This is a genomic window from Candidatus Benthicola sp. (assembly GCF_058719085.1).
Genome location: NZ_JBZQEK010000067.1, coordinates 1 through 10,634, shown reverse-complemented (window position 1 = coordinate 10,634; position 10,634 = coordinate 1). Strand labels below are relative to the sequence as shown.

Genomic DNA, 10,634 nt, shown 5'->3' with positions numbered 1-10,634 from the left:
GCATCACGCGTCGCTTCCGTGAGGTGTACGAGTGAGCGGCGAGCGATTCGACCTGGCGCGGGCCCGTCGGAGGCGCTTCGGAACCGCCTTCAAGGCGGCGTGCATTCTCTCCATCGCCTTCAGCATCGCCGTCCTCGCGATCCTCATCGTGGACGTGGCCCGGGACGGGTTGCGCTGGTTGTCGGTGGACTTTCTGACCCGCTACCCATCTCGCATTCCGGCGCGCGCCGGCATCCGCTCGGCCATCCTCGGCTCGTTGTGGATGATGGTGCTCACGGCCGGGATCAGCTTCCCCCTCGGGGTCGGCGCCGCCATCTACCTCGAGGAGTATGCTCCTCGAACCTGGCTCACTCGCCTCCTGCAGACGAACATCGCGAACCTCGCCGGCGTGCCGTCGATCGTGTACGGCATCCTGGGCCTGGCGATCTTCGTTCGCTTCTTCGCTTTCGGACGAAGCGTCCTCGCCGGGGCGGCGACGCTGGCGCTGCTGATCCTCCCCGTCGTGATCATCGCGTCGCAGGAGGCCCTGAAGGCGGTCCCGAACTCGCTGCGGGAAGCTTCGTACGGAGTGGGGGCCACCAAGTGGCAGACGATCCGCCATCAGGTGCTCCCGGTGGCGCTTCCCGGCATTCTGACCGGGACGATCCTATCCCTGTCCCGGGCGATCGGCGAAACGGCCCCGCTGATCATGATCGGCGCCCTGACGTTCATCGCCTTCTCGCCCACGAGCCCGATGGACCCATTCACGGTGCTGCCGATTCAGATCTTCAACTGGACGGCGAAGCCGCAGGCGGACTTCCACGATCTGGCGGCAGCCGCAATCATCGTGCTGCTCGTAGTGTTGCTCGTCATGAACGCGGCGGCGATCGTGCTTCGCAACAAGTACCAGAAACGGTTCTAGGACGATGGATCCAGAAACTCGGCACAGCGGCAGCTCGGCCGACACCGCGCTCGAGACGCGCGCACTCAGCGTGTTCTATGGAAGCACGGAGGCGGTGAAGCAGATCTCGCTGACGATACCACGCAACCGGGTGGTTGCCTTCATCGGCCCTTCGGGCTGTGGGAAGAGCACGTTCCTTCGCTGCTTCAATCGAATGAACGACCTGATCCCGGTCGCGCGCGTCGAGGGAGAGGTCCTGTTCCGGGACATGAACCTCTACGCTCCCGAGGTCGATGCGGTCGAGGTACGCCGGCGCATCGGGATGGTGTTTCAGAAGCCGAACCCGTTTCCCAAGTCGATCTTCGACAACATCGCGTTCGGTCTCAAGATCAACGGTTTCCGGGGCGACATCGCGGAACAGGTCGAACGGTCGCTCCGGGCGGCCGCCCTGTGGGACGAAGTGAAGGACCGACTGCAGGAAAGCGCCCTCGGGCTCTCGGGCGGGCAGCAGCAGCGACTGTGCATCGCCCGGGCGCTAGCGGTCGAGCCTGAGATCCTGCTGATGGACGAGCCGGCCAGCGCGCTGGATCCGATCGCCACCGGCAAGATCGAGGACCTCATCGGCGACCTGAAGAAGGACTACACGATCGTGATCGTGACCCACAACATGCAGCAGGCCGCGCGGGTCAGCGACTACACGGCGTTTCTGTACCTGGGCGAGCTCATCGAGTACGGGGATACCGATCGGCTCTTCACGAACCCGAGCGAACTGCGCACCGAGCAGTACATCACGGGCCGATTCGGCTAGACGAACGGGGAGCGGCATGCCACACAAGCATTTCGACGAACGCCTGGCGGACCTCGAGCAACGCCTGCTCGCCATGTCCCACAAGGTCGAGAGCCTGGTGGAGGAATCGGTCGCCATGGCGATGGGATCCGGCGAGCGCACCGTCGAGGAGATCTACGCGCTGGACGGCGAGATCGATGCCGAAGAGGTCGGAATCGAAGAGAGCTGCATCGAGCTTCTCGCCCTCCATCAGCCCATGGCCAGTGATCTCAGGTTGCTGGTGACGATCCTGAAGGTGAACACGGACCTCGAGCGGATCGGTGATCACGGAGTCAACATCGCCGAGGCGGCGATGCGACTCCGGGATTCCGTCGACCGGCCGCCGCGCCCTCCCGAGCTCGACGAGATGAGCCGCATCGCGCTCTCCATGTTGCGCCGCGCCCTGGACGCGATGGTGCATCGAAACGCCGAGGAGGCGGTGCAGGTGATGGCGGACGATGACCGGGTGGACCGCCTGCACGAGTCGGTGTTCCGGGTGATGCTCACCCACATGCTGGAGGGCAGCCTCACGGCCTGCCTCCAGGTGATCCTGATCAGCCGGAACATCGAGCGCATCGCCGACCTCGCGACGAACATCGGCGAGGACGTGATCTTCATGGTGCGGGGAACGACCGTGCGGCACGGAGGCCCCGAATCGGCCGCGACCCCGGATCAGAAGAAGAGCTAGACCGAAAGCCTGCCTTGCGAGACCCCGGGAGTCAGAAGGACAGCTGCAGGTTCAGCAGGAACTGGTTGTCGGCGAGAGGCGGGCCTGGATTCGTGCCGTCGATCGCGCCGGAGACCCCGATCAGGCTGTCGTCGATCCCGAGGGCGTACTGCAGTCCGATCTTGGCGTTGAAGCCGGGATTCACCCCGAAGCCGAACACGAGAAACTCGCTTCCGGCCGCTTCCGTTCCGAGACCCGCCGCCGTGTGGAAGGCGTCGTACCGGGCCAGCAGGTCGAAGGCGCCCCACAGGCTGTAACCGCCCTCGACGTACCACGCATTCGCGGACACCGCATCGGCACCGCCGGTCGGATCGTACTCGGCGCGCGCGTACTCCGCGGCGACCGACCACTCGCGATAGCGCAGCCCCGCATCCACGCTCCAGGCGAAACGATTCCCCGTGAAGTCCGCGTACTCCGGAATCGGGGCGCCGTCCGCTTCCGCGGAACCGGACGGCACGCTCACCGGAAGCACGGCGTTCGCGCTGTCGCTGGCGAACGCGACGTCCACCCCCAGCTCGTACACGAAGTCCTCGAAGAACTCGACTTCGCCGACCGAGTTGTATTCGAGCCGGGTGGCGAACAGGAATCGCCGGTCCTGGTTCCCGAACGTGGCTCCTTCACCGTTGTACAGACCGCCCCGGTAGTGGAGGCGGCCCTCGAGCGCGACCCCACGGAGGCCCATTCCCACCTGGTGTCCCGGGGCGATGGCGAGCGATCCCTGGGACCGGGATACGAGTGGGATTTCGCCTTTCGCCTTCATCGCCTCACGGCCGAAACCGGACAGGACGAGACCCGCATCGAGCTTCAGCAGCTCCTCGGACAGGGGAGCGGACAGCCGGGCGTCGAGCAGACGTATCTGGTCGCTGTCGAACTGGTACTCGGCCCGGAGGGCGTAGTCGAACACGATGCCCACTTTGCCGGACACGCCGAGCTGGGCATCGAAGATCTCGAAGCCGCTGGTACCGTCGTAGCGGGCGGATTCGATGCGCAGCCCGGTACGCAGCAAGCCGTCCAGCTCCAGGTCGAGGCCGTCCTGCGCGTACGCCTCCGACCCGCCGAAACCGGCGATCACGGCCATGCACAGGGCCAGTCGGGCTCCGTTACGCATCATGGTTGACTTCATTCCCATCGCTCTTTCTCCAGCGTCTGGCGGCCCCGTCCGTCACCGCCGCCGATCAGGACATCCGACCCGACCGGTCCGAGTCCACGTCCCCCTCCGCCGCGAGGTCCGGGAAGAGCCACTTCCACCCACCCAGTCCGATCGCCGCGTTGATCCAGAAGTGCGCCACGATGGAGGGAAACAGGCTTCCCGTCCAGATCACCGGAATCGTGAGAAGACCGCCCAGCACCGTCGCCCGGGCCATTCCGATCGCCTTCTGGTACCCGTGCGCCACGCCGAAGGAGAGGCTCGTGATGCCCAGGGCCATCCAGGGACCCCCCAGCGCATCGGCGAAGGCGTGGTAGACGAATCCCCGATACAGATACTCCTCCCCCACGGCGGCGACCGCGGCCACGATGAGAAACGCCCGTTTCTCTCGTCCCGTCCTCGGCATGATCACGAGCGAAAGCCGACTCTCGGACAGTCCGGCGCGCTGGCCGAGGCGCACGATCGCCCAGACGGCCACGAGGCCGGCCAGCGCCGCTCCCACGGCCCAGGCGAACGCGGGTTTCGCGGGCCCGACGAGCCACCCGATGTGGGCCGCCTCGATGTCCTGCCACACGCAGATGGCGAAGGTCACGCCGGCCAGCACCGCCGTGGAGAGGGCGGCCGAGAGGTACACGGCGGCGCGTGCCCGGCTCACTTCGACGACGTGGTGCTCCCTCAGACCCGTCCTGAAGGCCAGCACCGGCAGCCCGACCGTCAGCGCGATCGCATATCCCAGCGCCAGGGGCGTGAGGGTCAATCCGGTCTCCGTGAGAAGCAGTCGCTGCGGCTTCACTCCGGGGCACACCATACGTCGGCGACCGGTCGCGGGAAACGGGTCGTCCCGATTGACACCGGGCCCCCCGAACCTGACGTTCCATTCCCTGAACTCAGACCCTCATCCTTGGGCTCGGGCCGCTATGCACATCGAACTCGCCGTCGCCCAGTTCCGCCCGGTGAAGGGAAGACCGGCCGCCAGCCTGGATCGCATCGAGGAGGTCTTCCGGCAGCTCATCGACCGGAAGACCCCACCCGACGTGGTGCTCTTTCCGGAGACCGCGCTCACCGGCTACTTCCTCGAGGGTGGGGTCCGCGAGCACGCCGTGTCGGCCATGAGCCTGGCCACGGACCTCGCGAAGCGGTACGTCCGCGCCGGCGGCGAGGGCCGGCCGCTCGACGTCGCCATCGGGTTCTACGAGGTCTGGGGCCATCGTCTGTACAACTCGGCCATGTACGTCTGCCTGGGCGCCGGCGAGCCGAGGATCTCGCACGTTCACCGCAAGGTATTCCTCCCCACTTACGGGGTCTTTCAGGAGGAACGGTTCGTGGAGGCGGGCCATGCGGTGCGGGCGTTCGACACCCGGTGGGGAAGAGCGGCGCTCCTCATCTGCGAGGACATGTTTCACTCGATTTCGGCCACGCTCGCGGCGCTCGACGGGGCCCAGATCCTCCTCGTCCCGACCGCCTCCCCGGCCCGGGGCGCCGAGCCCGGAGCGGGCATCCCCTCGAACCTCGGCCGGTGGCACCGGCTGGCGCGAGGCGCGGCCGAGGAGCACGGCGTCGCCGTGGCCGTCTCACAGCTCACGGGCTTCGAGGGAGGAAAGGGTTTCGCCGGAGGGTCGCTGATCGTGGGTCCCCGGGGACACGTGCTGGCTGAGGGCCCCCTGTGGGACGAAGCCCTTCTCGAAGCCGGGCTGGACCTCGAGGAGCTGACGGCGGCGCGAACGGACCAGCCGCTTCTCGCCGACCTCGAGCGTGCCCTGCCGCGCCTGCTACAGAGCCGCCACCTTCCGGGAGACGAGACCGGTTTCACCCCCGCCCGCACGCCCGACATCGACGATGCCCCATCCGCCGCCGATGAAGCCGCATCCGCGGGGGAGTGGGCCGGGAGGCCTCCACGTACGGGTATGTCCCGGGCGCTCGACCCCGCCATCCTGGCGATCGACGAGGAGCTGGTCACCACCTGGCTGGTCCGCTTCCTCAAGGACGAAATGCTCGAACGCAGGGGCTTCACGGGGGCGGTGGTCGGACTCTCCGGGGGAGTGGACTCGGCGCTCACGGCCGCTCTGTGCGCCCGGGCGCTCGGTCCCGAGAACGTGACCGGGTTCCTTCTCCCTTACCGGACGTCCAGTCCCGAGAGCGCGATCCATGCGGGCCTGGTCGCGGACAACCTCGGGATCGCCACCCGGACGGTCGACATCAGCGAGGCGGTCGACGGCTATCTGGAGGAGCACGAGCCGGACGCCGATCCGATGCGGCGCGGCAACGTGATGGCCCGGCAGCGAATGATCGTCCTGTTCGACCAGTCCGCGAAGCTGGCCGCTCTCCCGATCGGCACGGGAAACAAGACGGAGCGGCTTCTCGGCTACTTCACCTGGCACGCCGACGACTCGCCTCCGATCAATCCGCTGGGCGACCTGTTCAAGACGCAGGTGTGGGCCCTGGCCCGCCACCTCGAGCTTCCCGACGAGGTCATCGAGAAGCCGGCGACGGCCGACCTGGTCCACGGACAGACCGACGAGGGGGATCTCGGGGTCTCCTATCCGGAGGCCGACCTCATGCTCCATCACCTGCTGAGCGGCCGCTCGCCCGCGTGGCTCAAGGAAGCCGGGTTCGAGCCCGAGCGTGTGGACATCGTGTTCCGCCGACTGGAAGGCACGCACTGGAAGCGAAACCTTCCCACCGTCGCCATGCTGTCGGGCACGACCATCGGGGAGTGGTACCTCAGGCCCGTGGACTACTGAGCCGCCCGTTTTCGAGTCATCCAGGCAGAAAAGAAACGGGCGACCCGAGTGCGTCGGATCGCCCGTCATACCCCCTAGGGGAATCGAACCCCTGTCTCCTGGCTGAGAACCAGGTATCCTGGGCCACTAGACGAAGGGGGCCCGTCCTGCGTCTGCAGGGACGCCTATTTTACAAGGTGAGGACCGTCTGTCAACTTGTCGCCCTCGTAAGAACCCCGACGGGTACGTCCGGGGAGGCGAACCGAAACCTGGAGTCACGGACGTGAACTGGGAATACCTGCACCTGATCACTCACCCCTTCGCGATCGTGCTGCCGATCGCCGGTGCCGCGGTGGGACTGGCCGGCTGGATGGCGCGCCGCGAGGAGCTGGAGCGTTACGGGCTCATTTCCCTGCTGCTGGGCGGCATCGCGGCGATCCCCTCGTACATCACGGGCATCTCCACGGCGGACGACGTGGCCGCCCGAACCTTCGTGGAGCCCGGCCTGGTACAGGATCACCGGACGTGGGCCACCTGGGCGGCCATCGCTCTGGTCACCAGCGCCATCTTCGCGGGGTTCTCCCTCACCCAGCCGAAGGACACGCGCCTGAGGCGCTTCGTGCTCATCGTGGGTGCGCTCGCCGCGGGGCTCGTCGGCTACTCGGCGTACAGGGGCGGCAAGATCGTCCACGGCGAGGACCTGGAGGCCCGGGCCGCTTCGATCATGCCGTCGGCAGCAGGGCCGGGCGCGTCCGCGGATCGGCCGCCGGCCGTGGGAGAACAGCTATGATCACCGGAATCCCCGAGCTTCCGATCACCATCGGAGAGGGCCGGGAAGACTCGCACCCCGTCGGACAGTCTCAGGTCAGCATGACTCAGCTGATGGCCCCTCAGGACACGAACCTGATGGGGAACGTGTTCGGCGGCGTCGTCCTGGCCGCCGTAGACCGTATCGCATACGTCTGTGCCACCCGCCACGCGGGGCGTCCGTGCGTCACCGCCAGCTTCGACCAGGTCGATTTCCGGTCGCCGATCCAGATCGGGGAGGTGGTGACCGTGCAGGCCTCCGTGAACACGGTGGGACGCACCTCGATGGAGATCGGCGTGCGGGTCACCGCGGAGCCGGTCACCGGCGGGGACATCCGGCACACCAACTCCTGCTACGTCACCATGGTCGCGCTCGATCCCGACGGCCGGCCGTGTCCGGTTCCACGTCTGGAGATCCTCACGGAAGAGGAATACCGCCGACACCGCGACGCCGAAGAGCGACGGGCGGCACGGCTGGAGCTGGCGAAGAGGCGTCGGGTGAGGAGGGGCGAGGCAGCGGACTGAAGCGGCCCCCGAACGGAGCCTTCAGGCCCGCGTGACCCTGCAGGTGCCCGGGGCCCGCCGACCGCGCGGGAAGGGGTAGCGTGGGGGCTTCAGAGCAGGTGCACGAGACCGTAGAAGACCAGGACGGCGCCTCCCATGGCGACGCACTGCAGGACGACCTCCCTGGGGGGCATCTCGGACAGCCAGCCGAGGATCACGGCCAGTGCGATCGCCGACACCATCAGAATACCGAGTACCATGCGTTCTCCCATCGCCCGACTCCGCTGTCGCGGGGCCCGGGCGGTCTCAAGACCTGACTACGAAGGACCGAACCGTGCCGATCCTTCACCTCTCGTACGTCCCTTGCGCTGCAGTTGAACGAGCTCCGTCATGCCGGCGCGGGCGGCAATCTCCTGCCCGGCGGGGGTCGCCGCCAGTCCGCCGAGTGCGGTCTCCCTGAAGCGGACGTCCATCTTCGTCCCCACATCGCCCATCACGTCCACCACCTGGTCCACCGGGATCGGGAAGTCGAGACCGGCCAGCGCCATCTCGGACGACGCCACCGCGTGCACCGCGGCCGACGCGTTTCGGTACGCGCACGGAATCTCCACCAGACCGGCGACGGGATCGCAGATCAGGCCGAGCATGCCCTGGATCGTCAGGGCGACGGCCGTCCCTACCTGCTCGGGACTTCCACCCTCGAGCCAGGTCACGGCGGCGGCCGCCATGGCCGCCGCGCTCCCCGTCTCGGCCTGGCAGCCGCCGCCGGCTCCCGCGATCGAGGCGCGCTCGGCGATGATGATCCCGGTGCCGCCGGCCACCAGCAACGCATCGACGAGACGTTCCTCCGACCATTCCCGTCGCGGCGCCAGGGTGAGCAGCACGGCGGGCACGACGCCCGCGGCGCCGGCCGTCGGCGTGGCCATGATCAAGCCCATGCGGGCGTTCGTCTCCAGGGTGGCGATCGCTCTCGCCAGCATGGCCGTGAAGTCGGGCCCGAGCAGGCCGGGACCCCGGGCCTCCAGCCGGCCCGACCGTCCACCCGTCAGGCCCGACGGCGTGGCCTCGGCCTCCCGGAGTCCCTGTTCCACGGCCTCCCGCATCACCGCCAGGGCATCCCCGATCCGGCCCCGCACGACCTCGACCGACGAACCCGTCTCCCGGACTTCGCGCAGAGCCACGTACTCGTCGAGCCCGACGCCCTGTTCCCCGGCCTTCCGAAACCATTCCTCGAACGAGCGGATCATTCTGAAGCCTTCCCGATCACACGTTCAGGCGGTGAACGTTGCGAATCCAGTGAATCCACGACTGCTCCGCGAGCCCGTCCAGGACGTCGGCCGGCACGTCCTCGTCCGTCTCGATCGTCATCAGGGCGCGCTCGCCCCTTCCCGTCCGATCCACCCGGACGGTGGCCACGTTGAGGCCGCGCTCGGCGATCATTCCGGTGATCCGGGCCACCGTGCCCGGCACGTCGTTCGCCACCACGACGATCGTGGGGAGCGAGCCGGAGAGATCCACCTCGAAGTCGTCGATCTCGAGAATCTGAATCCGGCCACCGCCGATCGAGCACCCCACGATGCGGATCACCTCGTCCTCGCGCCCGACCTCGAACACGGCGCTGTTCGGATGGGCGTCTTCGCCCAGTTCCACCGACTCGAAGACGATGTCCAGCCCTCGGCGCTCGGCTTCCGCCTCGGCGTCGCGTAGCGCCTCGTCGTCGGGAAGGTGACCGAGCAGCCCACCGGTGATCGCCTTGCGCGTCCCATGTCCTTCCCCCGTCATCGCGAAGCTGCCGTGCAGCCCGATTCGCGCTCGATCGGGAGACCCGCCCAGAATGGCCTGCACGACGTAGCCCAGTCGGCAGGCGCCAGCCGTGTGGCTGCTCGAAGGCCCCACCATGCGAGGGCCGAGGATGTCGAATAGCGTCGTCATGTTCGATCCGAGCTCGTCAACGCGGTCTGGAAGTCCGGGATCTCCCCCACTCGAGCGGCGGGGCTCACGAAGACCTCGGCTTCGAAGGCCAGGCCGAGACCGCGTGCGGCCGCACCCCGGACCCGCTCGAAGCCGCACGGGGCGCCCTCCGACTCGAGGGTCGTCATCCGGACGCCATCGATTCCGCACGGAACGATGAGCTCGAAGTTCCGAAGCGGCTCCCGGGTGACGTTGAGGGCGAAGCCGTGCCAGGTGATCCATCGGCTCACGTGAACGCCGATCGAGGCGATCTTCCGAACCTGCCCGGCCGCTCGTCCGGCGTCCGTGCGCCGGTCGACGTCTCCGACCCACACGCCCGTGTACTCGGGATACCGGAACGCGCGCACCCCGAGGTCTCCGAGCGCTTCGATCAGGGCCTGTTCGAGCTGGCGCAGGTACCAGTGCAGGTCCCGCCGCCATCGGCCGAGGTCGAGGATCGGATAGCCGACCAGCTGGCCGGGACCGTGGTAGGTGACGTCCCCGCCCCGCTCGACCTCCGCGGTCGCGATGCCGGCGCCCGCCAGGAGCTCCGGCGATGCCAGACTGGACGGACGCGCTCCCCGTCCCAGCGTCACCACCGGCTCGTGCTCGAGGAGGAGCACGAAGTCCTCCGCGATGGCTCCGTCGATCTTCGCGCGAGCGAGGTCGCGCTGCCACGCGAGACCCTCCGCGTACGGCACCGTGCCCTCGACCGGGACCACGTGAATGGCGTTCATGAATCCGCTGCCACCGTCACGACTCCGAGACCGTACGACTCCAGGTCCGCCCTGGCGAGGCCCGTCCCCTGGAGCGAGTCTCCAAAGTCCGTCGAGCCTCCGTCGCGGCCTCCTCGTCTCCCGGAGCGAGCCTCCGCAGCGTCTGAACGCCGCCCTGACGAGGCCCGTCCCCTGGAGCGAGTCTCCGCAGCGCTCCATGCGCGCGGGGCGTGACTCGCTCGGTGCGAGGACCAACTCGCGAAAGGGGACGGGTCACGTCAGATGTGGATCGCCCGGTCCATCGCGGCGAGCGCCGCTTCCATCACCGCTTCGGACATGCTCGGGTGCGCGTGTGCG

Annotated in this window: 12 protein-coding genes, 1 tRNA gene and 1 pseudogene; 7 read left to right on the top strand and 7 right to left on the bottom strand. The window is 68.0% G+C overall.

Annotated elements, in window-relative coordinates; genetic code table 11:
* Window positions 1-31 precede the first annotated feature (31 nt).
* Genes pstA through phoU form a run of 3 tightly spaced genes read left to right on the top strand, consistent with a single transcriptional unit; the run spans window position 32 to window position 2,394 of the window.
* Window positions 32-901, top strand: coding sequence for a phosphate ABC transporter permease PstA (gene pstA, locus AC36XV_RS05450; RefSeq protein ID WP_492202667.1), 870 nt, complete (start codon window positions 32-34; stop codon window positions 899-901).
* A gap of 4 nt (window positions 902-905) precedes the next feature.
* A complete protein-coding gene (gene pstB / locus AC36XV_RS05445; protein ID WP_492202666.1) occupies window positions 906-1,688 on the top strand; it encodes a phosphate ABC transporter ATP-binding protein PstB in 783 nt (260 codons plus the stop codon).
* Between the two features lie 16 nt (window positions 1,689-1,704).
* A complete protein-coding gene (phoU, locus tag AC36XV_RS05440; protein WP_492202665.1) occupies window positions 1,705-2,394 on the top strand; it encodes a phosphate signaling complex protein PhoU in 690 nt (229 codons plus the stop codon).
* 31 nt (window positions 2,395-2,425) lie between these two features.
* Here phoU and AC36XV_RS05435 read toward each other — a convergent pair whose 3' ends face one another.
* Both AC36XV_RS05435 and AC36XV_RS05430 read right to left on the bottom strand, forming a co-directional pair.
* Complete coding sequence (locus tag AC36XV_RS05435; protein ID WP_492202664.1) at window positions 2,426-3,562, bottom strand: porin; 1,137 nt, start codon at window positions 3,560-3,562, stop codon at window positions 2,426-2,428.
* A 46-nt stretch (window positions 3,563-3,608) separates the two neighbouring features.
* On the bottom strand, window positions 3,609-4,373 hold the full coding sequence (locus AC36XV_RS05430; RefSeq protein ID WP_492202663.1) for a CPBP family intramembrane glutamic endopeptidase: 765 nt from the start codon (window positions 4,371-4,373) through the stop codon (window positions 3,609-3,611).
* Window positions 4,374-4,497: 124 nt separating this feature from the next.
* On the opposite strand from AC36XV_RS05430, the pseudogene AC36XV_RS05425 reads away from it, so the two are divergent.
* A pseudogene (locus AC36XV_RS05425) lies at window positions 4,498-5,289 on the top strand (nitrilase-related carbon-nitrogen hydrolase); the annotation flags it as partial.
* Between the two features lie 195 nt (window positions 5,290-5,484).
* Window positions 5,485-6,321: an NAD+ synthase gene (locus AC36XV_RS05420; RefSeq protein WP_492202668.1), complete on the top strand. Its 837-nt coding sequence runs from the start codon at window positions 5,485-5,487 to the stop codon at window positions 6,319-6,321.
* Window positions 6,322-6,389: 68 nt separating this feature from the next.
* Here AC36XV_RS05420 and AC36XV_RS05415 read toward each other — a convergent pair.
* A tRNA-Glu gene (locus tag AC36XV_RS05415) sits at window positions 6,390-6,462 on the bottom strand.
* Between the two features lie 121 nt (window positions 6,463-6,583).
* Between AC36XV_RS05415 and AC36XV_RS05410 the strand changes: the two genes are divergently transcribed.
* Window positions 6,584-7,090, top strand: a complete 507-nt coding sequence (locus AC36XV_RS05410; RefSeq protein ID WP_492202662.1) for a DUF2231 domain-containing protein — start codon at window positions 6,584-6,586, stop codon at window positions 7,088-7,090.
* Complete coding sequence (locus AC36XV_RS05405; protein WP_492202661.1) at window positions 7,087-7,632, top strand: acyl-CoA thioesterase; 546 nt, start codon at window positions 7,087-7,089, stop codon at window positions 7,630-7,632. The genes AC36XV_RS05410 and AC36XV_RS05405 overlap by 4 nt, the downstream gene beginning before the upstream one ends.
* Before the next feature lie 89 nt (window positions 7,633-7,721).
* Here the strand turns inward: AC36XV_RS05405 and AC36XV_RS05400 are convergent, their stop codons facing one another.
* From AC36XV_RS05400 to lipB, 4 genes are read right to left on the bottom strand one after another with little or no spacing between them, the layout of a single operon-like run.
* On the bottom strand, window positions 7,722-7,871 hold the full coding sequence (locus tag AC36XV_RS05400; RefSeq protein ID WP_492202660.1) for a hypothetical protein: 150 nt from the start codon (window positions 7,869-7,871) through the stop codon (window positions 7,722-7,724).
* A 57-nt stretch (window positions 7,872-7,928) separates the two neighbouring features.
* Entirely contained in the window at window positions 7,929-8,858 is a 930-nt protein-coding gene (gene sdaAA / locus AC36XV_RS05395; RefSeq protein ID WP_492202659.1) for an L-serine ammonia-lyase, iron-sulfur-dependent, subunit alpha, read from the bottom strand.
* A gap of 16 nt (window positions 8,859-8,874) precedes the next feature.
* Complete coding sequence (sdaAB, locus tag AC36XV_RS05390) at window positions 8,875-9,543, bottom strand: L-serine ammonia-lyase, iron-sulfur-dependent subunit beta (RefSeq protein WP_492202658.1); 669 nt, start codon at window positions 9,541-9,543, stop codon at window positions 8,875-8,877.
* Window positions 9,540-10,298: a lipoyl(octanoyl) transferase LipB gene (gene lipB, locus AC36XV_RS05385; RefSeq protein WP_492202657.1), complete on the bottom strand. Its 759-nt coding sequence runs from the start codon at window positions 10,296-10,298 to the stop codon at window positions 9,540-9,542. The genes sdaAB and lipB overlap by 4 nt, the downstream gene beginning before the upstream one ends.
* Window positions 10,299-10,634 lie beyond the last annotated feature (336 nt).

What these genes read in the sequence shown, in the direction of transcription:
- pstB (WP_492202666.1), top strand. Translation starts at nt 906, where the DNA reads ATGGATCCAGAAACTCGGCACAGCGGCAGCTCGGCCGACACCGCGCTC.
- phoU (WP_492202665.1), top strand. Translation starts at nt 1,705, where the DNA reads ATGCCACACAAGCATTTCGACGAACGCCTGGCGGACCTCGAGCAACGC.
- AC36XV_RS05435 (WP_492202664.1), bottom strand. Translation starts at nt 3,562, where the DNA reads ATGGGAATGAAGTCAACCATGATGCGTAACGGAGCCCGACTGGCCCTG.
- AC36XV_RS05420 (WP_492202668.1), top strand. Translation starts at nt 5,485, where the DNA reads ATGTCCCGGGCGCTCGACCCCGCCATCCTGGCGATCGACGAGGAGCTG.
- AC36XV_RS05405 (WP_492202661.1), top strand. Translation starts at nt 7,087, where the DNA reads ATGATCACCGGAATCCCCGAGCTTCCGATCACCATCGGAGAGGGCCGG.
- AC36XV_RS05400 (WP_492202660.1), bottom strand. Translation starts at nt 7,871, where the DNA reads ATGGTACTCGGTATTCTGATGGTGTCGGCGATCGCACTGGCCGTGATC.
- sdaAA (WP_492202659.1), bottom strand. Translation starts at nt 8,858, where the DNA reads ATGATCCGCTCGTTCGAGGAATGGTTTCGGAAGGCCGGGGAACAGGGC.
- sdaAB (WP_492202658.1), bottom strand. Translation starts at nt 9,543, where the DNA reads ATGACGACGCTATTCGACATCCTCGGCCCTCGCATGGTGGGGCCTTCG.
- lipB (WP_492202657.1), bottom strand. Translation starts at nt 10,298, where the DNA reads ATGAACGCCATTCACGTGGTCCCGGTCGAGGGCACGGTGCCGTACGCG.